This is a genomic window from Streptomyces sp. NRRL F-5122 (assembly GCF_001507435.1).
Lineage (GTDB): Bacteria > Actinomycetota > Actinomycetes > Streptomycetales > Streptomycetaceae > Streptomyces > Streptomyces lannensis.
In genome coordinates, this window is the sequence record NZ_LMWH01000026.1 from 170497 (window position 1) to 192600 (window position 22104).

Below are 22104 nucleotides of genomic sequence, written 5' to 3' on the forward strand. Positions count from 1 at the left end.
CGACTGCCTCCCATCGTTCTGGTCCCGTGTTTCCGACCTTAGACCCAGCCGTGACGGCCCTCTACACTGCGGCGCCGCCATTCCCGGCCCACCTCCGGCCCACCCCGAGCCCGACCCCTCCGACCTGCGCGAACGCCAGGCCGGCCGACGCGCCCTTCGAACCTTTTATGCGCGTTGACACTGCGGCCGACCCTGCCGGACTCGTGCTGCCACGGCCACGCGGATCCATGGGACCTGACCGGCCGGTACTGCGGGTGACACGTGGACCCCCTTCTTGCCACGTGGACCCGCCCCACGGGCCGGAACGCGCGTACGCGCAATCGGGAGCGCCGCTTCTGCCCGCGGTGGTCGCTACCGTGGTCCGGGCGCGTCCGCCGGGGAGTTGACGACCACTCAGCATGTGATCGAGGCCGGACGACATACGGTCGGCCCCACAGGCGCCGCAGATCGCAGCCCGGTCGGCCTCGGCGGCACCCGGACGACCGCGGGAGCGACCCGCTCCCGCCGGGCAGTTCGGCCGGCGGACGCGGCACACTACGTGTGGGGGAAGAAGGCCGGAAGGGACCGCATGATCCGAGACGAGGACGAAGCCGCGCGTCTCGAGGACGCGCAGCTCACCCGTGCTGCCCAGGCGGGTGAGGTCACGGCACTGGGCCTGCTGCTTGAGCGGCACCGGGCGGGTATGCGGGCGGTGGCTCTGAGCATTCTGGGGCCGGGTCCCGATGTCGACGACGTGCTCCAGGACACGGCGGTGCGCGCGCTCCGGAACATACGCGACGTCCGCGACCCGGCGGCCGTGGGCGCATGGCTGCGGATGATCGTGCGCAACACCTGCCGTTCCCTGCTGCGGGACTCCGTGAGGTCCCAGCCGGTCGAGGACCTGAACATGTCCTCCATGGACAGCGGTCCGGACCGGTGGCTGGAGCAGAACACACTGCGGGACTGGATCTGGGAAGCCGTGGAGGAGCTGTCCCCGGCGCTGCGCATGCCCCTGGTTCTGCGCCATTTCAGCACGGGCGTCACCTCCTACGAGCAGATAGCCCGCGCGTGCGGTGTCCCGGTCGGTACCGTCCGCAGTCGTCTCAACCTGGGACGCGCCAAGCTGGCCGCGGCTCTCGCCGCCACGGCCGATGCCCCGCACTCCGACGCCGCACGGCGCGTTCGGGCCAGTCGTATCGAGGCACACGAGATGCTGGCCGCGGCCGAGCAAGGGCACTTCGCCGCGTTGCTCGCGGAGCGGTGGTCCCCCGAGGTCGCGCTGCTCAGCGGGAACACCCCGGTCGGCGACAGTGACCTGCTGGTGCGCGGCATGGACAGCGACCTCGAGGCGGGTGTGCGGCAGCGGCTCGTCCACGCCGTCGCCGGGCGGTCGCTCGCCGTGTGGGAGATGGACCTGCTCAATCCCCCCGAGAGCCCGGAGCACTGCCCGCCTGCCGTCGCCTGGCTCATGACCCTGGACGACGCCGGCCGGGTGCACCGGCTGCGGCTCTTCCACCCGAGGCGGACGCCGGCCACCGACCCGGCATCCTATGTGTGACGACCGTCACATGATGGGGATCGAACTTCCCTGACTCTCCTGCGTCTGGCCGGTGTCGTAAACACCAGCTGGACAGGAGACACCTGTGAACAACTCCCCGGCCGATCCTCTGGCCCCCGGCACCCACACTTTCGACGCCTACGGGGTCGTGCAGCGCTACCACGTCCATGGCACAGGGCCGGTGTGCGTAGCGCATTCCGGCGGTCCCGGCATCCACTGGGAGTACCTGCGCATGCCCGCGGTGGAGCGGCATCTCACCGTGGTCTACCCGGAGCCGGTCGGCACCGGCGGTTCCGGCCGCCTGCCCTCCCACCCCCACGGCTACACCCGGCGCCGCTACAGCCGCTTCCTCGGCGCCCTGGTGGCTCACCTGGGCGTCCCGAAGGTGCATCTGCTCGGTCATTCGCACGGCGGCTTCGTCGTGCAGTACCACGCCCTGCACCAGCCCGAAGGGATCGCCGGAGTGATCCTCTACGACAGCGCACCGCTCACCGGTCCCGAGCACGGCGCCGAGGCCATGCGCCTGGTCCAGGAGTTCGCCGTGCGTCATGCAGGCCGCCCCGAGCTCCCCGAGGTCCTGGAGGCTTTCCAAGCGATTCCCACCATCTCCGACGACTCGCGGATGACATCCGTCGCCAAAGGCCTGCTGCCGTCGTACTTCGCGGACTACTGGGGACGGGAGGAGGAGTTCGCTCCCTTGCGCGCCTCACTGAGCGCCACCTACGTCTCGGGGCTGGACGAGGACCTCGTCCCGGACATCATCGACGACCGTGAGGCTCTCGGCGCTCTCTCGGTGCCCGCCCTGGTGGTCGTCGGCCGCCATGACGTCATCTGCGGGGTGCGCTGGGCGGAGGAACTGCACAAGCTGATCCCCCGGTCGGAACTGCTGATCCTCGAGAACAGCGGGCACTTCGGCCATATCGAGGAACCCGCGGACTTCGCGCGGGCGGTGGCGGGTTTCGTGACCGACACGACGCACAGCACACCGTGACGATCCGGTAGCGCAGGGCTGTTCCTCTGACTGCTCGCGTCCGGGAGACCGGTGTTCCGCCTCCCGGACGCGAGGAGCACCCCCCTCACTGCGCCGAAGTCCTCGCCGACCCCATGCCCCCGCCGGGGGCCTGCCACAGGTGGGTGGCGATAATGGAGAGCCGCCCACTGCGGTCCGGGACGCCGACGGCGAGTGCGGTCCGGGCGAGGGGTTGCGGCCGGCCGGACCCCGCGTCCCGAAACCGTCCGGGTCCGCGCTGGTGGTCCACGACGGACGGCACCGGACCGCCCGCAGTGCAGGACTGAATGGCCAATGAGGAGCGGACACGTGAGCCAGGCACCCATACGGTTCGGCATGGTCGGCAGTGGCTGGCGGTCCGAGTTCTTCGCCCGGCTGGCCAGAGCGCTGCCCGGGCGGCTGGAGGTGTCCGGCGTGGTGACCCGGTCGGCCGCGCGGGCAGCGCAGGTGGAGGCGGAGTGGGGGGTGCCCGCCTTCCGGAGCATCAGCGAACTGCGCGGCACCCGGCCGGAGTTCGTCATCGCGTCGGTGCCGTGGCAGATCACGCCCGAGGTCGTTCGGGACCTGGTCGAGCAACGCGTGCCCGTTCTCGCGGAGACTCCGCCCGCACCCGGCGCGAAGGGACTGCGCGCATTGTGGGCCGCCGTGGGAGGCGTGACACGGCCGGGCGGCGGAGGGCTCGTCCAGGTCGCGGAGCAGTACACGCTGATGCCCGGTCACGCGGCCCGCATCGCGCTCGTGCAAGAGGGGGTCATCGGCAGGCCCACCTCGGTCCAGGTGTCGTCGACGCACATGTACCACGCCATGTCACTGATCCGGCACACGCTGGGTGTCGGATTCGAGCCCACGACCGTGACGGCACAGACGTTCACCGCCCCTCTCGCCGACCCGCTCTCCCCTCGCGGCTGGTCGGACGACCTCACCCCCAGGGACGCCGCCACCACGCTCGCCTTCCTGGACTTCGGCGAAGCCCGCACGGGCCTGTACGACTTCACCGACAACCAGTGGTGGAACCCACTGCGCGCCCGCCGGATCGTGGTGCGCGGCTCGCTCGGTGAGATCGTCGACGACACGGTGGTGCGGATGGCCGACCCGCGCACGCCCGTCGAGTCCCCGCTGATGCGCCGTCGCACCGGCACCGACCTCAACCTCGAGGGAGCGGAGGTGCACCACATCTCCTTCGACGGACAGGTGGTGTGGCGCAACGACCATCTCGGGGCCAGTCTCTCCGAGGACGACCTCGCGGTGGTGGACCTGCTGTGCCGTACCGGGGCATGGGTACGGGACTCCGGACCGGAACCGTATTCCCTTGCCGACGGCTGCCAGGACCACCTCCTCGCCCTCGCCATCGAGGAGTCGGCGCGTACGCACGCGCCGGTGACGACCGCCCTCGAGGCGTGGGCGACCCGCTGACCCCCACCTCCCCCCCGGGGCACGCACCAGGGCGGGCCACCGACCGGTCCCGGTGCCCGTCGCCCGTCGATCCCCTGCGCGCCGGGGACACGGTCCTGGCCGCCTCAGTGGTCCAGCACGTCCCGCCATGAGTACCGCGGCTCGTACCCCAGCACCTCACGGGCCCGCCGCACGCTGAGCAGCGTCTCGTGGGTGCCGATCTCCCGCGTCAGCCTCACCTCGGGAAAGACCTCGGCGAGGAGTTCCGCGGAGGGGCGGTCCATGATCGTGTCGGCCGCGGCGATGACGTAGCTGGAGGCGCCCGTGACGGCGGCGCTCAGCGCGAGCCGGCACGCCTGCGCCACGTCCCGCGCATCCACGTATCCCCACAGGTTCCACTTGCGGGCGTGCGGGTCGGACCAGTAGCCGGGCACACGCGCATAGTCCTCCACCAGGTGGACGTTGGACAGGCGCAGGGCCACGAAGGGAATGCCCGACCAGCCGGAGATGTGCTCGGCCGCGGTCTCGCCCAGGACCTTGGACAGGGCATAGGTGGAGGTGGGGTGGGGATAGTGGTCCTCGTCCACCGGGGCGTAGCGGGGCGGGACGTCGAAGGGCAGGCCGAGGGTGGTCTCGCTGGAGGCCCACACCACGCGATCCAGCTTGTTGTGCGCGGCGGCGAGGAAGACGTTGTCGTTCATCGCCGTGTTGGTGGTGAGGGTGTGGGCGGCGGGCCGGAGGCCGGGAGCCGGGATGTTAGCCAGGTGGACAACGCTTCCCGCGCCGCTCAGGGCATCCACCGCCTGACCGTAGTCGGTGAGGTCCGCGCCCAGCAGTCGCAGGCCGAGGCCGTCCGCCCACGCACGCTCGGCCGGGCCCACGGACACGTCCACGGCCAGTACGTCGTACCCCTGCTCGAGCAGATCCGCGACCACGACTCGACCGGTCTTCCCGGTGGCACCCGTGACGACAACTGTGCTCATGTGTGCTGATCTCCCCACTCGAACCCCCGACCCGGCTTGTGCCGCCATCCTCGCGCCCCCACCCGGGCCGTGTCAGTACCGTCCGGCGATCAACCACCCACAGACGGCGCCACCGCCCCGATCATTACTAACCCTTGATTGAACAGTCCAGACTGATAAATCTACTATTAATACCTGTGGACATTGATGCACAGACAGGGCACGAGCATCCAAGCGGCTCGAGTGACACCGCGGGGCTCGCGTCCCACCTCCGGCTCGCCGTGGGCCGCATGACCCGGCGACTGCGCCAGGCACACGCCGTGGGAGACGTGTCGCTCTCCGGCGTCTCGGTGCTCGCGCGACTGGCCGCCGACGGCCCCGACTCCCCCGGATCCCTGGCCGAACTGGAACGCGTACGGCCGCAGGCCATGGCGAGCACGCTCGCCGTGCTCGAACAGCGCGGGCTCGTCGGCCGCACCCCCGACGCGACGGACGGACGTCGCGCCATCGTCGCGATCACCGGAGAGGGGCGCGCCATGCTCGCGGAGCGGCGCTCGCAATCCGTCCACCGGCTCTCCGCCGCCCTCGACGAGTTCACGGCGCAGGAACGCCAGACCCTCGCCGCGGCCCTGCCCCTCCTCGACCGACTGGCGGAGCGGCTGTGACGGCGCACGGCCCCGGTTCCGGCGACCGGCACACCGACCCGCGCGGCAGGACCGTCTCCGCGCTGCGCTCCCTGCACTCGGCTCGCAGGAAGGACACACCGGCCGGCCCGGGCTACAAATGGGTCGCCCTGTCCAACACCACGCTGGGCGTGCTGATCGCGACGATGGACGCCTCCATCGTGATCATCTCCCTGCCCGCGATCTTCCGGGGCATCGGGCTCGATCCCCTGGCGCCCGGCAACATCGGCTATCTGCTCTGGATGATCCTGGGGTATCTGCTGGTGTCGGCCGTGCTCGTGGTCGTCCTCGGCCGGCTCGGCGACATGTACGGCCGGGTCAAGATCTACAACCTCGGCTTCCTCATCTTCGCCTGCGCGTCCGTCGCACTCTCCCTCGACCCGTTCCGGGCCGGCGCAGGAGCGCTGTGGCTGATCCTGTGGCGCATCGTGCAGGCGTTCGGCGGCTCCATGCTCACGGCCAACTCGGCCGCCATCCTGACAGACGCCTTCCCGGCGCGGCAGCGCGGCATGGCCCTCGGCATCAACCAGATCACCGCGCTCGCGGGACAGTTCCTCGGCCTTCTCGCCGGCGGACTGCTGGCCGCCGTCGACTGGCGTGCCGTGTTCTGGGTGAGCGTGCCGATCAGCATCACCGGCACGATCTGGTCGTATCTGAGCCTGCGCGAGACGTCGGCGGGCCGCCGCGGCCGCATCGACTGGGTGGGCAACACCACGTTCGCGGCGGGCGCCGGAATCCTGCTGGCCGGTATCACCTACGGCATCCAGCCCTATGGATCCCACCCCACCGGCTGGACGAACCCGTGGGTACTCGCGGGCCTGATCGGCGGCGTCGCGCTGCTGCTCGTCTTCTGCGTCGTCGAAACGCGCATCGCGGAGCCCATGTTCAATCTGGCCCTGTTCAAGATCAGGGCGTTCGCCGCAGGGAATCTAGCCGCGCTGCTGACCGCGATCGCGCGCGGCGGACTGCAGTTCATGCTCATCATCTGGCTGCAGGGCATCTGGCTGCCCCTGCACGGCTACGCCTTCGAGGACACCCCCCTGTGGGCCGGCATCTTCATGCTGCCGCTGACGGTGGGCTTCCTGATCGCCGGCCCCATCTCCGGCTATCTGTCGGACAGGTTCGGCGCCCGCATGTTCTCCACGGCCGGTCTGGTCGTCGTCGCGGCGTCCTTCTTCGGGCTGCTGGCGCTCCCCGTCGACTTCGACTACGGGGTCTTCGCCGCGTTGCTGCTGCTCAACGGGCTGGGACAGGGGATGTTCTCCTCGCCGAACACCTCCTCGATCATGGGCAGCGTTCCGGCCGAGTACCGAGGAGTCGCCTCGGGCATGCGCTCGACCTTCCAGAACTCCGGCACCGCTCTGTCCATCGGCGTCTTCTTCTCGCTGATGGTCTCCGGCCTCGCCTCATCGCTGCCCGCCACGCTCCGCAGTGGCCTGGAGGCGCACGGGGTCCCGTCCGGCGCCGCCGAGCACGCCGCATCGCTGCCACCCGTGAGCACACTGTTCGCCACGTTCCTCGGGAACAACCCGATCGAGCACCTGTTCTCGTCCCAGGGGACGCTCGACCATCTCTCGCCCTCCCAGCACGCCGCCCTGACCGGTCACAGCTTCTTCCCGCAACTGGTCTCGGGACCGTTCCACCACGGTTTGGCGATCGTCTTCAGCGTCGCCGCAGGCATGGCTCTGGTCTCCGCCGTCGCCTCGGCCCTGCGGGGTGGCCATCGCCCTGCCGGGGACGCACCGCAGAGCGGCCGGCCGATCACCGCGGCCGAACCGCGCCCGGCAGCGGAGCGGCGGCACAACGCGCCTTCCTGACCACAGGGCTGCTTCGTGCGCGCCCGGCCACTCGCGAGACGGGTGGCCGGGCGTGTCCGCGTTCCCGGCTCACTTCCCGAGGGGCTGGGTGAAGCGCAGCAGATTGCCCGCGGGGTCGCGGAACGCGCAGTCGCGGATGCCGTAGGGCTGGTCCATGGGCTCCTGCAGCACCTCACCGCCCGCGCCGCTGATGCGCTCGAAGGTGGCGTCGCAGTCGTCCGTCGCGAAGATGACGCCGTGCAGCAGTCCCTTTGCCATCAGCTCCGCCATGGCCCGCCTGTCGTCCGCCGAGGCGTTCGGATGGGCGATGGGCGGTTCGAGGACGATGTTCACGTCCGGTTGCGAGGGTGCCCCGACGGTCACCCAGCGCATCCCCTCGAATCCGACGTCGTTGCGTACCTCGAGGCCGAGTACGTCGCGGTAGAAGGCGATCGCCTGATCGTGGTCGTCGACGGCGATGAAGCACTGGGAAAGCGTGATGTCCATGCCGCTCACGCTACGGCCGAGTCGAGCGACCCGCTTCTCCGTTCCTGACCGGTGTTCTTTACCGGCCGTGTATGGATCTTGACCATGCATGCCGGGATGGCCGCGCCATGATCATGGCTCCTGGCCCGGTAGGTACTCGGACTCTCCCCGACCAACTGCGTGAACCGCGAGCTGAACGACCCCAGAGAGGTACAGCCGACCGCGAAGCAGATCTCGGTCACCGTGAGGTCGCCGCGGCGCAGCAGCGCCTTGGCCCGCTCGATACGGCGGGTCATCAGATAGCTGTAGGGCGTCTCGCCGAAAGCGGCGCGGAAACTGCGGGAGAAGTGGCCCGGCGACATCAGGGCGTCGCGCGCCAGGGCCGGAACGTCGAGCGGCTCGGCATAGTCGCGGTCCATCCGGTCGCGGGCCCGCCGCAGCCGGACGAGGTCGTCGAGGTCCTGCCTTCTCACCTGCTCAGTTTCCCACAGCAAACAAGTGCCGAGGGGGACGGGGTGCGGCGGCCGGGGGCCCGGATCCTGCATCGGCCCGCCGGCGAACGCCAAGGATGCCGTAACGAGGCCAGCGTCCTTGGCCGGTCAGGACCATCACGCGTGGCGACACTCCTGAGCGGACCGGTCAGGAATGGAGAAGCGCAGGTCGCGGAGCGGTGGATAGCGTGACGGCCATGGACATCAGCATCCACGCGAGCTTCCTCCCGCACGACGACCCGGAAGCCTCCCTCGCCTTCTACCGTGACACCCTCGGCTTCGAGGTCCGCAACGACGTCGGATACGGCGGAATGCGGTGGATCACGGTCGGGCCAGCCGATCAGCCCGGCACATCCATCGTCCTCGAGCCGCCCGCCGCGGATCCCGGAGTCACCGAGGACGAGCGCCGCACCATCGTCGAGATGATGGCCAAGGGCAGCTACGCCCGCGTCCTGCTTGCCACCCCCGACCTCGACGGCACCTTCGCGCGACTGCGGACCGCCGGCGTCGAGGTCGTCCAGGAGCCCACCGAGCACCCGTACGGGGTGCGCGACTTCGCCGTCCGGGATCCCGCGGGCAATCTGATCCGCATCAACAGGCAGCGTTGAGCCCTCCGGTGATCGTGGCCGTGGGCCCCCTCCGGCCGAGGCCGGTGACCGGGCGGTCACCGGCCGACCTCAAACGCGGGCCCCCGGGCCCGGACGAAGCACGTACCCTCGAAGCTCGTCAGATCGAGCTAGGCGACGCCGACGGGAAGACCGCGAAGGCCGACCCGCCTCACACATGGAGACCCGATGAGCAAGGTCACGAAGGTGGATGCGCAATCGCCTGCGCTGCATGCCGCCGACAGCCACGATCTGATCCGCGTGCACGGCGCGCGAGTGAACAACCTCAAGGACGTCAGCGTCGAGATCCCCAAGCGCCGCCTGACGGTGTTCACCGGAGTCTCCGGCTCGGGCAAGAGCTCATTGGTGTTCGGCACCGTCGCGGCCGAGTCCCAGCGGCTGATCAACGAGACCTACAGCGCCTTCGTACAAGGCTTCATGCCCACGCTGACGCGTCCCGAGGTCGACGTACTCGACGGGCTGACAACCGCGATCATCGTCGACCAGCAGCGCATGGGCGCGGACCCCCGCTCCACGGTCGGCACCGCCACCGATGCCAACGCCATGCTGCGCATCCTCTTCAGCCGGCTCGGCACGCCCCACATCGGCCCGCCCAGCGCGTACGCCTTCAACGTGCCCTCGGTCAGGGCGAGCGGCGCGATCACCGTCGAGCGCGGTGCCCGCAAGACCGAGAAGGCGACCTTCACACGCACCGGTGGCATGTGCCCGCGCTGCGAGGGCCGCGGCACCGTCTCCGACATCGACCTCGGCCAGCTCTTCGACGATTCCTTGTCGCTGAACGAGGGCGCGATCACCGTCCCCGGCTACAAGGGGGGCGGCTGGAACTCGCGTCTCTACATCGAGTCGGGCTTCTTCGACCCGGACAAGCCGATCAGCAAGTTCACCAAGAAGGAACTGCACGACTTCCTCCACCGCGAGCCGACCCGGATGAAGATCGCGGGCATCAACATGACCTACGAAGGGCTGATCCCGCGGGTCCAGAAGTCGATGCTCTCCAAGGACACGGAGGCGCTGCAACCGCACATCCGGGAATTCGTGGAGCGGGCGGTCACCTTCACCACCTGCCCCGAGTGCGACGGAACGCGGCTCAGCGAAGGGGCACGGTCCTCGAAGATCGAGGGCATCAGCATCGCCGATGCCTGCGCCATGCAGATCAGTGATCTGGCGCAATGGGTCCGCGACCTCGACGAGCCGTCCGTGGCGCCGCTGCTCACCAAACTCCGGCACACTCTTGACTCGTTCGGCGAGATCGGGCTCGGCTACCTCGCGCTCGACCGGCCGGCGGGCACCCTGTCGGGCGGCGAGGCGCAGCGCGTCAAGATGATCCGCCACCTCGGCTCCTCGCTCACCGACGTCACCTATGTCTTCGACGAGCCGACCGTCGGTCTGCACCCGCATGACATCCAGCGGATGAACGACCTGCTGCTGCGGCTGCGGGACAAGGGCAACACGGTGCTCGTCGTGGAGCACAAGCCGGAAGTCATCGCGATCGCCGACCACATCGTCGACCTCGGGCCCGGTGCCGGTACGGAAGGCGGCACGGTCTGCTTCGAGGGGACCGTCGAGGGGCTGCGCGCGGGGGGCACCATCACCGGCCGCCATTTCGACGACCGGGCCGCCCTCAAGCAGACGGTGCGCAAGCCCGACGGCGCGCTGGAGATCCGCGGTGCGTCGGCGAACAACCTGCATGACGTCGACGTCGACGTCCCGCTGGGGGTGCTGACCGTCATCACGGGTGTCGCGGGCTCCGGCAAGAGTTCACTCGTGCACGGGTCGATCCCCGCCGCCGCGGGCGTTGTGTCGGTCGACCAGAGCCCGATCCGTGGCTCGCGCCGGAGCAACCCGGCGACGTACACCGGACTGCTCGAGCCGATCCGCAAGGCGTTCGCCAAGGCCAACGGCGTGAAGCCGGCGCTGTTCAGCGCCAATTCCGAGGGTGCCTGCCCCACCTGCAACGGCGCCGGAGTCGTCTACACCGACCTCGCGATGATGGCCGGTGTCGCCTCGACCTGCGAGGAGTGCGAAGGGAAGCGGTTCGAGGCATCCGTACTCGACTACCGCTTCGGCGGCCGCGACATCAGCGAGGTCCTCGCCCTGTCGGTGACCGAGGCCGAGGAGTTCTTCGGCGCCGGTGAGGCGCACACGCCGGCCGCGCACCGCATCCTCGAGCGCCTCGCCGACGTCGGGCTCGGCTACCTCACCATCGGCCAGCCGCTGACCACGTTGTCCGGCGGTGAGCGGCAACGCCTCAAGCTGGCCACCCACATGGCGGACAAGGGCGGCGTGTACGTACTCGACGAGCCGACCACGGGCCTCCACCTCGCCGACGTCGAGCAGTTGCTGGGTCTGTTGGACCGGCTGGTCGACTCCGGCAAGTCGGTCATCGTCATCGAGCACCACCAGGCCGTCATGGCCCACGCCGACTGGATAATCGATCTCGGCCCCGGCGCCGGCCACGACGGCGGCCGGATCGTCTTCGAGGGCACACCCGCCGACCTGGTCGCCGCCCGCTCCACGCTCACCGGGAAGCACCTCGCGGCGTACGTCGGCAGCTGACCGGCGCTTCGGGCCGTCATCACCTCCGCGGGGCCCGACGGCCCCGCGGAGCCGCACACCGGTCCCGACGCCGAGCCGCCTGCACGTCGACAACGACGCCCGGCGGCGGGAGCGTTGCCCGACGCGGATGCCCGGCACAGCAGCGCGGCGGGCGGGAACCGGGCGGGAGACCGCCGGTGGCGAGCCGGGCTCGGCGCACGGCGACAGCAGGGCCGAGGCGCCGGATCGCCGACATGAGCACGTCATCCTCGCTCAGGATCCATGCCGCGCTCCCTGCGCGATCGTGCCGCTGCGCTCTCCGCGGACCGGATTCGTCGACGGGCGTGGTGCCCGTCGGCTGATACGCCTCGTGTTTGCGGGCAGTTGTGGCGACCGAGGCCCCTTCGATCGCTCTCCGGCCCGCGCATGGACGGCGCACCGGCCGGCCCCGTCGACCTCGGTCATCTGCGCACCGGCGCTCAACCGCGGAGGCCGATCCGCACCGACCGAAATTCTGTGGACGGACCGCGAACTTTTTCCGATCCTCCCGCAACTCACCTGTCCATGGGCGCGCGCACTCGTCGCTCCGCGCCCGAAGCGAGCCCACGGGGCGCGCCGACCGCCCCGGCGTGCACGGCGCGACGAGCGCCAGAACACGCACCGCCCGGCCACCGAAGAAACCCCCGGCGGAGCGATGAGTTTTCGCGTACCCGGGCGTCTACAGATGCGACAGGCCCGACAACGATGAGGACGAGACATGAGCACCGAGCAGACCACCACGGCCGACGGCCACTCCTACACGCTCACCCGGACGCTGGACGCCCCGGCCGCGAAGGTCTGGCAGGCGTGGACCACCCCCGAGCAGTACGCCCAGTGGGCATATGCCGCTCCCGGCTCCGTCGAGATGGACGTACGGCCGGGCGGGACCTGGAAGGCCACTGTGGTCACACCCGACGGCGGAGAGTACCCGCTGACCGGCTCGTATCTCGAGGTCGCCGAGAACCGCCTGCTGGTGATCGGCATGGACGCACCCGGCAAGCCCGCACCCCAGATCATGACCGTGGAACTGGACGAGCAGGACGACCGTCATACACAGATCGTGCTCCGCCAGACCTGCGACACCGCCGAGGAACGCGACATGGCCGAGCAGGGCAGCACCATGCTTCTCGACGGCCTGAGCGGCTTCCTGACGGGAGAGGCCAGGGCCTGAACCGCCTCGAACCGACCTGCGGGACACCCGTCGGGCGGGGCACGTCCGCTCCCGCCCGACCGCCTCCGCACCCGGATCCCGACCGCTCACCGATGGTGCGTCGCCTGAATGCGCGGATCGCGAACACGGCTCGACCCGCATGGAGTTCGTGTTCCGGGCGCACCTCACAGCGCGTGGTCAGGAACGGCAGGTGACATGCAGCCGGGCGGCGGCGTTGTTGGCGTAGCCTCGTGGATTCCACACGGTCGCCGGGGATTCGGGCTGCACGGCCGCGGTGGAGTCCCAGGCACGGGCTATGAGCTCGGTCTCGCCCGACGGCAGATCGAGTGTCGTGTGCCAGTGCTGCCACGTCCAGGGGCTCTCGGGGAGCTCCACCTGCGCGTGGGTCCAGGTGTCGCCGTCGTCGGCGGAGACGTCCACACGTTCCACGGTCCGGTCGTCCCCGGCGTAGGCGAAGCCGGCGACCTCGGTCGGCCCGGCGGGCAGCCGGGCATCCTTGCCGGGTCGCAGGATGGCGCAATGAATGGCCACCGGCCCCAGCGTGATGCCTTCGCCGCGTTCGGCCGTGTGCGGGTCGGCCTCGGGCGGCAGGATGCTGTACTCGGTCTGGAAGTAGTTGTCGGACGGTCCGGCCTGCACAGCGATGCGCAACAGCCACTTGACGCTGCGGGCGCCGATCCAGCCCGGGACGACGACCCGCAGCGGCGCGCCGTGCACGGCCGGGAGCGATTGCCCGTTCATGGACCAGGCCAGCAGTACCTCGTGCGAGGTCGCCTTCGCCATCGGTATCGATCCGCCGAAGTGCTGCGGCGGATCGGCCTGGTCCGACACATCGGCGCCGGTGAAGGAGATGTGGGCGGCATCCGGCCGCACTCCCGCCTCGGCCAGCACGTCGGCCAGGCTCACCCCGCTCCAGCGCGCAGTGGAGATCGCCCCGGGCCCCCACGGAACCTGACCGGGTATGTCGGCAACCTCCATCAGATCGGCGCGCCGGTTTCCCGCGCACTGCATGGTCGCCACCACACTCCGCTCGGGGAAACGGTCCCGCAGCTCGTCCAGCGACATCTCGAGAGGGCGGCCGACCAGGCCCTCGACCCGCAGCCGCCAGTTCTCGGCGTCGAGCTGCGGGATCGGTGCGTGGTTGCGGCCGTAGAACTGGTCCACGGGGGTGATACGGCCGGCCAGGGCCTGCGGAGGCGATTCGGCGTTGTACGGCTCGACCTCATGCACCACCATGTCGTCCCGTTTTTCCCATATGCCCATCTCTCCACTGTTCACCATGTCCCGTGGAGGTGCCAGATCACCCCGGCCGCTCCGTCTCGGACGCCCCGAGCCTCGACAGCGCCGCCGACACCAGCACGGCCGTCCCCGTCTCCAGCGTGAGGCGGACACTCGGCAGGAAGCGGGGTGAATGATCGGCCGGCGGACCGCCCAGCTTCCCGGCGGCACCGCTGCCGGGAGCGGCCGCCCACTGCGCGGGACCGGTGGCGCCGGCGGCGGTGCCCTCCCGATCGGGCAAGGCAGCCTGCGGGCCGTCAGCGGCTACGCTTCCACCGGAGCGCACGTGTGCTCCCCCGGACCATCACACACAGGGGAGGATCCATGCCGTGGTGGGCGCTGATCCCGGTCGTCTCGATGATCACCGGGCCCGCCGCTCTGTACCTCCTGACCAGGCGTAAGCGTCAGGCGAGCAGTGACGAGGCACGCTACGACGAACTCTCCCGGAAGTACACGGCGTTGCTTGAGGAGACAACTTCCGGCGAACTGCCCAACGGCCGGGCACGCTACCCCGATTCACACTGAGTTCGGGCAACTCGCCCGTCTCCGTACCGCGGGCGGCCGTGGAACCGACTCGAAACGGGCCTCCCAGCAGGACCGTTGCTCCTCACACTCCGATCGGCCACCGACGTGCCACACCGTCACAACGACTCCGGTCTGTCGGCAGACAGTGTGCGGGGCCGAGCCTGCTAGAGGTCGAGGACGATTTCAGTCGTGGGCTCGCTGCAGCAGACGAGGACGGTGCCGGGCTCGGGCAGTTCCAGGGGCGGGGTGGTGTAGGCGACATCGCCTTCGACGAGGTGCGTGACGCAGGTGTGGCAGACCCCCGTTCGGCAGGACCAGCGGGTGGGGACGTCGCAGGCCTCGGCGAGGTCGAGCAGGGAGGCATGGTCCGCCGACCACGGAGTGGTGATGCCGCTGCGGGCGAAGGTGACGAGCGGGCCCGTGCCCTCGGGACCGGCTGGCTGGTGCGGCCGGACCGCAGCCGTGGGTGTGACACCGGGGTTGATGGCGGGCAGGGCACTGAACTGCTCCACGTGGATCCGTTCGGAGCCCAGGCCGTGTTCGCGCAGGAAGCCGCCGAAGTCGTCCATGAAGGGGGCCGGTCCGCAAAGGTAGGCGTCGGCGTCCCGGGGGATGCCCATGGCCGCCGGCGATGCTGCGGTCGGCCGGCCCTGGATGATGTGGGGCTCGTCGGCGTGCGGGCTTTCGCGGGTGTAGTAGATGAACTCATGGGCGTCCGGAAGCTGCGTAAGGAGTGCGTGTGCCTCGGACGCGAAGGCGTGGTGGGCCCGGTCATGCGCGATGTGGATCCACCACACCGGGCGGGGGTCACCCGTGGCGGCCAGTCGGTGGAGCATGGCCAGCACAGGGGTGGCGCCGATGCCCGCGGAGACGAGCACAACCGGGCGGGTGCCTGCCTCCAGTACGAAGGTCCCCCGAGGGCTTGCGATGTCGACGAGGTCACCGGGGTGGACTTTGGTGTGGAGATAACCGCTGACCAGACCGTGGGGCTCGTGCTTCACGCTGATGCGGTAGGTGCGGGCGCCGGGTGCCGACGACAGGGAGTAACTGCGCACCGCGGGCGCGGGGTCACCGACCGGCAGGCGGATGGAGAGGTATTGGCCCGGGCGTGCCTCGGGCAGTTGCAAGCCGTCGGTGGTGTCGAGGTAGATCGACGAGACGGCAGAGGTCTCGGGGACGATGCGGCCGACCCGCATCGGCTTGAAGCCGGGCCATGCCGGTTCGCCTCTGTGCTGCTGGGCGGTGGCGCGTTCGTCCGGCCATCCGGGTTCCTGAGCGGGTTGCTCGGCGGCGGCCAGTTCACGGAAGGAGCCCTGCCAACCGGGGCTGAGCGCAGGGATGTTCAGCGCCTTGCGCAGCTTCACGGGGTCGCGGTCGGGGAGGTAGAGCAGCGCATCGGTGTCGGCGACGCTGAGTCTCTCGGGGCCCTTTCGGGTGAGGCTGATCTCGTCGCCGGCCTGGACACGGCCTTCGGCGATGACGCGCATATAAAAGCCGGGGCGATGGTGGGCGACCAGAAGTGCGGCCATCGTGGGTTCGCCCAGGCGCATACCGACGCGATAGCAGGTGACGCGGGGTTGGGAGACCTCGAATTCCGCTTCGCCGATTCGGTATCGGTCGCCGATGCACACTTCGTCGTCGGGCAGGCCGTCGACGGTGAAGTTCTCTCCGAAGATCCCGAAGGTCAGGTCGTCACGGCCGAGTTGTCTCCGCCAGTACTGATAGGACTGCACCTGATAGACGAGTACGGCCCGCATCTCGCCGCCGTGTCCGGCGAGGTCGCCCTGGCCGTCCCCGTCGACATTCAGTCGCCGTACCATCCGGGGCCCGTCCACGGGGGCCTTCCACGCGCCGGTGTGGACGGTCCTTCCCTGCCACGAGACGTCCTTGGGCATCCCTACACTGACGGACAGCAGCGTCGCCATCGCGGACCTCCTGCGTGGGTGGCCGACCGGCGCGACCCCTCATCGCGCGGGTCTGTGCACTCGGGCCGATAGTAGTTCTTCACCCGGTGGCGCCGCGATTCCGTGATACCGAATCCACCGGCACAATCGCTGACATTTTCCGATGGACGCACGAAGACGCGCCCATTCGTTTTTCCTCGCCGGGCGATTCACAATCCGCATGCTTTCACGGTGGAGAGGGGGTGTACTGCCGCGCGACACCGTTGCCCTCTTGCCGCCGAATTCCACGGTGGACCTCATTACGCACAGCCGACTGCCGGGCGCTCGTCCAGGTTCGACGGTTCGGTTCGGCGCAGTGGGCGCTTTGCGCCTTCCGTCCACCACCGGCAGTCACGCACGGTCACGCTTCGAACGTCGGGAGGTGCGGTGACCCCTGTCCGAGGACGGCTTGCCAACCGGGTCGGCCGACAGAGCTCCGCCATCGATCCGCCACCATCATCCGGCCGCGCCGTCACGGGTGCGCTGATAGTGACGCCTGGCCTTCATCCTGTTGCCGCAGACGGCCATGGAACACCACCGGGCATTGTTGGTCTTGCTGCGGTCGAGGAGGAACCGGCGGCACTCCGGGTTGTCACACGGCCGCAGCCTGCCGGGCATCGCCTCCTGCAGCGCGCTCCAGGCAAGCACGGCCTCCACCGCCATCCGGTGCTCCTTGGGCGCGTCAAGCTCCCACGCAACGCCCGCCGGGGAAAGACGCGGCCGGGAGACGACATCCTCGAGGAACGGCGCCAGTGACTCGGCCGGCCGGCTGCCGCGCACCACACCCTGAAGGACGTCGCGCGCATCGAGGAGGCGCCGACGCTCCGCTGCTCCCCCGCGGCCGCCATGCGCCATCTGCCAGGACTTCGCCGCTTCCGGGTCGGCCAGCTGATCCTCGACCACCCCGTTGACCACCGGCGTGGTGTTGAGGAGCTCGAGCAGTGCGTCCTGCTGTTCCCGATCGACCACCACGGCCGCCTCCTAACCGGAAAGATTGCTTTAACAGGTTACATGAACACACCCTCCCTAACCAAACAAGGAGCACCTATCGGTTAGCCCCGATGCCCGTCGGACCCCGCGCCGCGACGGGGTGTCGAAGGTGACACCGGCCGGTCGCGGCACCGACCAGTCATAACCCACATAGCTCACTTGACAGGTTAGTTACGGCATGGTCGACTGGCTCTATAACCACCAAAGAGGCCCTAGAGGGGTTAAGCCATGAACTCGGCAGTCGTCCGGACCGGCTTCCGAAGGCCCGAAAGCAGCGGCTCCCACTGTCCTCGCACCCCGGCCCGTCAACCGCACCGACAGGTCGACCCCCGGAGCGCACGCCGTAGGCCGCGCTCCCGCCCGAAAGGAACACACCATGGGACTGTCCTGGCAGCAAGGCCCCTTGTCCGCAGGAGCGATCGGACACTTCCTCACCCCCGAACCCCTGCCGGAACGCCTGCCGTTCGCCGAGCGACTGCGCCGCCGCATGCGAGTGAGGTTCAACGGCACCTGGATCGCCGACAGTGAGAACGTCGTCCTGCTGCACGAACCCGGTCGCTACCCGGTGGCCTACTTCCCGCGCGCAGACGTGGACGACAAGGCACTGGTCGAGACCGACAGGGTCACCCTCCACAGGGACCTCGGCGACACCGCCTGGTTCGCGGTACGCGCCGGCGAGCGCACGGTCGAACGCGCCGCCTGGGAGTTCACCGCGCCGCCCGAGTACGCAGCGGAGTTCCAGGACCGCGTCGCCTTCGCGTGGCGCGCGATGGACGCCTTCTACGAAGAGGACGAGCGCATTCTGAGCCACGCGGCGGACCCCTACCACCGCATCGACATCCGCGGCACCTCGCGCACTCTGGAGGTCCGCTTCGGCGACACCGTAGTGGCCCGCTCCGAACATCCGGTCGTCCTCTACGAGTCGGGATTCGCCCCGCGCTGGTACGTCCCGCGCGCCGACATCGACGAGAGCCTGCTGCGCCCCGTCGAAGGCCGGACCTTCTGCCCCTACAAGGGACTGTGCGACTACTACGACATCGGCGACGCGCGCCGTGCCGCCTGGTCGTACCCCGACGCCTACCAGCAGGTCGGCCGGATCGGCGACATGGTGTCGTTCGAGCCCGACCAGGTCGAGGTCCGGCTCGACGGCAAGCGCCTGGCACCCGAGCCCGGGCAGAAGGTCGTCCCGCACGGCATCGACCGCGGCCTCGACATCGACGAGGCGGGCTCCCGCTGACCGCCGGGATGCCGGCCACACCACGCACCACCGGCCGGAGGGACCGCACGTCCACCCGTGCCGGCGGCCTGCCGTTATTCGCGAACCCACGCCATGAGCACGGAAATTCGCATGTCGGAACCGTGCGGCACGAGGCTTGTTCGTCCTAGCCTCGGCACCGATCGATCACAAGGAGAGTAGTGATGTCAGCATCCCTGCAGGGCCGGACAGTTCTCGTGGTGGGCCGCGGCAGCGGAATCGCCCGCGCGGTCAGCGACGTGGCCCTGGAAGAGGGGGCCCGTGTCATCGCGGCAGGCCGCGACAAGGCCGCACTGCAGGAGAGTTACGACGGGACCGAGGTGACCGTCGCCACCGTCGACGTGACCGACGAGGCCTCGATCGCGGCGCTGGCGACAGAGGTCGGGCCCGTCGACCACGTGGTCACGGCCGCCTCCGCCCGGGCTCGGGGGCACCGTCGGCGAACTGACGCCCGAGGCCATCCTCCGGTCGTTCCACACCAAGGTCGTCGGCCCGATCATGCTCACCAAGCACTTCGCACCCACCATGCGGGCGGGCGGCTCCTTCGTCCTGCTCTCCGGCGTGGCCGCCCTGGAGCCGGACCCAGGATTCCTCGCGGTCGCGGCGACGAACGGCGCGGTCAACACCGTGGTGCGTTCCCTGGCCGTCGAGTTGGCCCCGATCCGGGTCAACGCCGTCTCGCCCGGCACGATCGACACCGGCGCGTGGGACGCGCTCGGCGAACAGAAGAAGGCCGAATTGTTCGCGCGTCTGTCCGCCGCCAACCCCGCGGGGCGGATCGGCACCCCGCAGGATGTGGCCCACGCGGTCCTCTTCGCGATGACGAACACCTTCATGACCGGCGTGTCCCTGTCCGTGGACGGTGGGCAGCCTCTCGTCTGATCCCGCCGCATCCCCCCCACGACCGGGACCGACCACCCCGGCCGTCCGGTGATGCGCGGCCCCGGAACACGACACACCGGGCGGCGGCGAGTTCCTGCCCGACGGCTCCGACCGGACGCGATCCTTGTCCCCGCCCCCGGCAGTGCCCGATCCGCCGCTCCGCCCAACCGGAGGTCCGGAGGCCTCGGCGACCGCCTGCTGACAGACGGTCGCCACGGACGAACTCTCTTCTGACGCCCGGTGCCCGGCGGACCGGATCGGCATCGCGACGCAACGCCGGGCATCCGCAGGCCCGTACGCAACCGGCGCGACCATCACACGTCCCCGTGGCCACCGCGGTGGCCACGGGGCGAAGGCGGCGTCAGCGGAGGCCCGCGACTCCGGCGTAGATACCGCTGCCCTCGGAGGAGGGCGCCGGCGGGGTCCTGAACCACTCCGTGGCGGTCACCAGGCCCGGGTCGACCAGATCCAGTCCGTCGAAGAAGCGGGCCACTTCGGAGCGGGTGCGGAAGCCGAGGCGAATCCCGCCCTTCGCGTACTCGGCGGTGACCTGCTCCGCCAGTTCCGGATAGAGGTCGGACGCGGCGTGCGACAGCACCAGGTAGCTGCCCGACGGCAGAGCGGCGAGCAACTCGCCGACGATGCCGTGGGCGTCCTGATCGTCGGGGATGAAGTGCATGAGGGCGATCAGGGACATCGCGATGGGACGATCGAAGTCGAGCACCTGCCGGGCGTGCTCGAGGATCTCCGCGGGGCGGCGGACATCGGCCTCGATGTAGTCGGTGAGTCCCTCAGGACGGCTGACCAGCAGCGCTTCCGCGTGCCGCAGCACGATCGGGTCGTTGTCCGTGTAGACGATCTTCGCCGACGGCACGATCTCCTGCACGATCTGATGCAGGTTCGGCTCGGTGGGAATGCCCGTGCCGATGTCGAGGAACTGGTCGATGCCCTGTCCGGCCAGCCAGGCAGCCGCCCTGCGCATGAACTCGCGGTTCTGTCGAGCGGCGTCGTGCGCCTCGGCCGGCAGCATCTTGCCGACCGCCTCGTCGACGGGATAGTTGTCCTTGCCGCCCAGCAACCAGTCGTACACCCGTGCAGGATGCGCCACACTGGTGTCGATCTTCCGAGGGTTGGGGGTGCCCGTCGTCATGACATGCTCCGTCGCGCGAGTAGATCAGAAAGTATTTTCGATCAGCTCAGTCTTGCACACCAAATCAGCGGCCTGAGCACCCAGTTGGCATGATGGTTCCTTGGGCCGGCCAGATCCCCGGCAGCCCTCTGCACCCCGTCGCACATGCCCACCCGAATCGAGCGACACCCTCCCCAATGCCGCGGGCAGGTCTGTCGACGTTCTTGTCAACACCTTCCACGAACCGGATGCAGGGCCCCGAGGCTCGGGTTACCGGCCCGGTCGCGAGTGCGGCGACCACCATCACCACCGCTGAATTCGTCGAACAAAAGTATGCTGGCACATGAGGAAGAGGCAGAGGCACATCCCACGGAAAGCCAGTGACCCGAGTCGCATCCACGCCTGAGCGTGGTTCTCCTCCACGCAGGCGCCCAGTCACCCACCTTCGGAGCGTAGGTGGAACGCTGCTCGACGCCGTCGTCGCGAACTCGGAACACGCCCGGGTCGAGGTGCTGCGACGCGGCTCCTCCGGGCACATCACCTGGCGGCTTCAGCAGCCGTCCTCCACTGTCTTCTGGTGCCCCTCCGGCGTTCACGAGGCGCTCCTCCAGGTCGACGGAGTACGTCTCGGCGGCGTCCCCGGGACGACGAACGAGCTCCGCTACTTTCCCGCGGGCGCACATATCGAGGGTGAGTTCTCCGTCGACCCGATCGTGGACTACATCCTCGCGTTCGTCGATCCGCAGGTCGTCGCCGGCTACGGAGTGCACATCCCCGACCACCCGCTGGCCGGGCCGGCCCTCCGCCCTCTTCAGCAGGCCTTGCACGATCTGGCCCGTGACGCCCGGCAGCCCGATGCCGCGACCGCACTGCTCGTCGAGGGCTGGGCGCTGCCGTCCATCGCCCACCTGGCCAGGATCGGCACGGACGACGATCGTGCCGCGGCCCGAGCCGAACCGGGGCTGCCCTTCGACGCACTCGCCCGGGTCGAGCAGTACGTGCATGATCGTCTTTCGGAATCGATCACCGTGGACCAGCTCGCCCAGGTGGCCGGTTTCAGCCGACGGCACTTCCTGCGCGGGTTCCAGCAGCGTACGGGCCGGACCCCGATGCGCCACGTGCTCTGCCTCCGACTCGAGGAAGCGAAGCTTCGGCTCAGCGGGGGTGACGAGCAGGTGACCGCCATCGCCCTCGCCTGCGGTTTCAGCCATGCCCAGCATCTGGCCACGGTCTTCCGCCGGACCATGGGCGCGACTCCGTCCCAGTTCCGAGCTCGCTCACAGACGCCGCCGGCCGTGACGACCGGCGCGCGACGGTGCGATTGGGCCCGCTCATGCACCTCGCGGCACTCTGCTGGACGCCGCCGAGCGTCTGT

The 22104-nt window shown here is 69.6% G+C and carries 19 protein-coding genes and 2 pseudogenes; 13 read left to right on the top strand and 8 right to left on the bottom strand.

Translation table 11 applies throughout. The features are described 5' to 3' along the window. Positions 1 to 568 precede the first annotated feature (568 nt). The 3 genes from ADL25_RS05690 (at position 569) to ADL25_RS05700 (ending at position 3959) form a co-directional block, all read left to right on the top strand. On the top strand, positions 569 to 1537 hold the full coding sequence (locus tag ADL25_RS05690; protein ID WP_059126501.1) for an RNA polymerase sigma factor: 969 nt from the start codon (positions 569 to 571) through the stop codon (positions 1535 to 1537). Between the two features lie 85 nt (positions 1538 to 1622). Next, complete coding sequence (locus ADL25_RS05695) at positions 1623 to 2528, top strand: alpha/beta fold hydrolase (RefSeq protein WP_059126502.1); 906 nt, start codon at positions 1623 to 1625, stop codon at positions 2526 to 2528. A 327-nt stretch (positions 2529 to 2855) separates the two neighbouring features. Next, positions 2856 to 3959: a Gfo/Idh/MocA family protein gene (locus ADL25_RS05700; RefSeq protein ID WP_079050194.1), complete on the top strand. Its 1104-nt coding sequence runs from the start codon at positions 2856 to 2858 to the stop codon at positions 3957 to 3959. Positions 3960 to 4063: 104 nt separating this feature from the next. On the opposite strand, the gene ADL25_RS05705 is transcribed toward ADL25_RS05700, so the two are convergent. Further along, entirely contained in the window at positions 4064 to 4921 is an 858-nt protein-coding gene (locus ADL25_RS05705) for an NAD-dependent epimerase/dehydratase family protein (RefSeq protein WP_059126504.1), read from the bottom strand. Positions 4922 to 5097: 176 nt separating this feature from the next. On the opposite strand from ADL25_RS05705, the gene ADL25_RS05710 reads away from it, so the two are divergent. Then, positions 5098 to 5565 carry a MarR family winged helix-turn-helix transcriptional regulator gene (locus ADL25_RS05710; RefSeq protein WP_079050195.1) on the top strand — a complete coding sequence of 156 codons (468 nt, stop codon included), beginning with the start codon at positions 5098 to 5100 and terminating at the stop codon, positions 5563 to 5565. Positions 5566 to 5729: 164 nt separating this feature from the next. Beyond that, entirely contained in the window at positions 5730 to 7400 is a 1671-nt protein-coding gene (locus tag ADL25_RS05715) for an MFS transporter (protein ID WP_234380634.1), read from the top strand. Between the two features lie 69 nt (positions 7401 to 7469). Here ADL25_RS05715 and ADL25_RS05720 read toward each other — a convergent pair whose 3' ends face one another. Both ADL25_RS05720 and ADL25_RS05725 read right to left on the bottom strand, forming a co-directional pair. Then, a complete protein-coding gene (locus ADL25_RS05720; protein WP_059126543.1) occupies positions 7470 to 7886 on the bottom strand; it encodes a VOC family protein in 417 nt (138 codons plus the stop codon). A 5-nt stretch (positions 7887 to 7891) separates the two neighbouring features. Further along, the gene (locus tag ADL25_RS05725; RefSeq protein ID WP_059126544.1) at positions 7892 to 8284 is read right to left on the bottom strand and encodes a helix-turn-helix transcriptional regulator; all 393 of its coding nucleotides are present in this window, start codon (positions 8282 to 8284) and stop codon (positions 7892 to 7894) included. A gap of 269 nt (positions 8285 to 8553) precedes the next feature. Here ADL25_RS05725 and ADL25_RS05730 point away from each other — a divergent pair, with 269 nt between their 5' ends. The 3 genes from ADL25_RS05730 (at position 8554) to ADL25_RS05740 (ending at position 12727) form a co-directional block, all read left to right on the top strand. Further along, positions 8554 to 8964, top strand: a complete 411-nt coding sequence (locus ADL25_RS05730) for a VOC family protein (protein WP_059126545.1) — start codon at positions 8554 to 8556, stop codon at positions 8962 to 8964. Positions 8965 to 9150: 186 nt separating this feature from the next. Further along, positions 9151 to 11538 carry an ATP-binding cassette domain-containing protein gene (locus tag ADL25_RS05735; RefSeq protein ID WP_059126505.1) on the top strand — a complete coding sequence of 796 codons (2388 nt, stop codon included), beginning with the start codon at positions 9151 to 9153 and terminating at the stop codon, positions 11536 to 11538. A gap of 736 nt (positions 11539 to 12274) precedes the next feature. Then, positions 12275 to 12727, top strand: coding sequence for an SRPBCC family protein (locus ADL25_RS05740; RefSeq protein WP_059126506.1), 453 nt, complete (start codon positions 12275 to 12277; stop codon positions 12725 to 12727). Positions 12728 to 12904: 177 nt separating this feature from the next. On the opposite strand, the gene ADL25_RS05745 is transcribed toward ADL25_RS05740, so the two are convergent. Further along, positions 12905 to 13990 carry a sulfite oxidase gene (locus ADL25_RS05745; protein ID WP_199839109.1) on the bottom strand — a complete coding sequence of 362 codons (1086 nt, stop codon included), beginning with the start codon at positions 13988 to 13990 and terminating at the stop codon, positions 12905 to 12907. A gap of 37 nt (positions 13991 to 14027) precedes the next feature. Continuing rightward, positions 14028 to 14246 (bottom strand): hypothetical protein, encoded by a 219-nt coding sequence (locus tag ADL25_RS05750; protein WP_059126507.1) that lies wholly within the window; start codon positions 14244 to 14246, stop codon positions 14028 to 14030. 83 nt (positions 14247 to 14329) lie between these two features. Here ADL25_RS05750 and ADL25_RS05755 point away from each other — a divergent pair, with 83 nt between their 5' ends. Then, positions 14330 to 14530: a hypothetical protein gene (locus ADL25_RS05755; protein WP_059126508.1), complete on the top strand. Its 201-nt coding sequence runs from the start codon at positions 14330 to 14332 to the stop codon at positions 14528 to 14530. A gap of 164 nt (positions 14531 to 14694) precedes the next feature. Here the strand turns inward: ADL25_RS05755 and ADL25_RS05760 are convergent, their stop codons facing one another. Together ADL25_RS05760 and ADL25_RS05765 are read right to left on the bottom strand one after the other, a co-directional pair. Continuing rightward, positions 14695 to 16455 carry an MOSC and FAD-binding oxidoreductase domain-containing protein gene (locus tag ADL25_RS05760; protein ID WP_059126509.1) on the bottom strand — a complete coding sequence of 587 codons (1761 nt, stop codon included), beginning with the start codon at positions 16453 to 16455 and terminating at the stop codon, positions 14695 to 14697. Positions 16456 to 16929: 474 nt separating this feature from the next. After that, the gene (locus ADL25_RS05765) at positions 16930 to 17442 is read right to left on the bottom strand and encodes a CGNR zinc finger domain-containing protein (protein WP_402527506.1); all 513 of its coding nucleotides are present in this window, start codon (positions 17440 to 17442) and stop codon (positions 16930 to 16932) included. 397 nt (positions 17443 to 17839) lie between these two features. Between ADL25_RS05765 and ADL25_RS05770 the strand changes: the two genes are divergently transcribed. The 3 genes and pseudogenes from ADL25_RS05770 to ADL25_RS51505 all read left to right on the top strand — a co-directional run bounded on the left by ADL25_RS05770 (position 17840) and on the right by ADL25_RS51505 (position 19600). Beyond that, entirely contained in the window at positions 17840 to 18700 is an 861-nt protein-coding gene (locus ADL25_RS05770) for a DUF427 domain-containing protein (protein ID WP_059126511.1), read from the top strand. A 182-nt stretch (positions 18701 to 18882) separates the two neighbouring features. Further along, positions 18883 to 19086 (top strand): annotated as a pseudogene (locus ADL25_RS52110) (SDR family NAD(P)-dependent oxidoreductase); the annotation flags it as partial. A 91-nt stretch (positions 19087 to 19177) separates the two neighbouring features. Further along, the gene (locus ADL25_RS51505) at positions 19178 to 19600 is read left to right on the top strand and encodes an SDR family oxidoreductase (protein ID WP_267889231.1); all 423 of its coding nucleotides are present in this window, start codon (positions 19178 to 19180) and stop codon (positions 19598 to 19600) included. A gap of 361 nt (positions 19601 to 19961) precedes the next feature. On the opposite strand, the gene ADL25_RS05780 is transcribed toward ADL25_RS51505, so the two are convergent. Beyond that, on the bottom strand, positions 19962 to 20750 hold the full coding sequence (locus ADL25_RS05780; RefSeq protein ID WP_059126512.1) for an SAM-dependent methyltransferase: 789 nt from the start codon (positions 20748 to 20750) through the stop codon (positions 19962 to 19964). Positions 20751 to 21775: 1025 nt separating this feature from the next. Between ADL25_RS05780 and ADL25_RS52115 the strand changes: the two are divergent. Then, positions 21776 to 21958: pseudogene (locus ADL25_RS52115) on the top strand (helix-turn-helix domain-containing protein); the annotation flags it as partial. Positions 21959 to 22104: the final 146 nt, after the last annotated feature.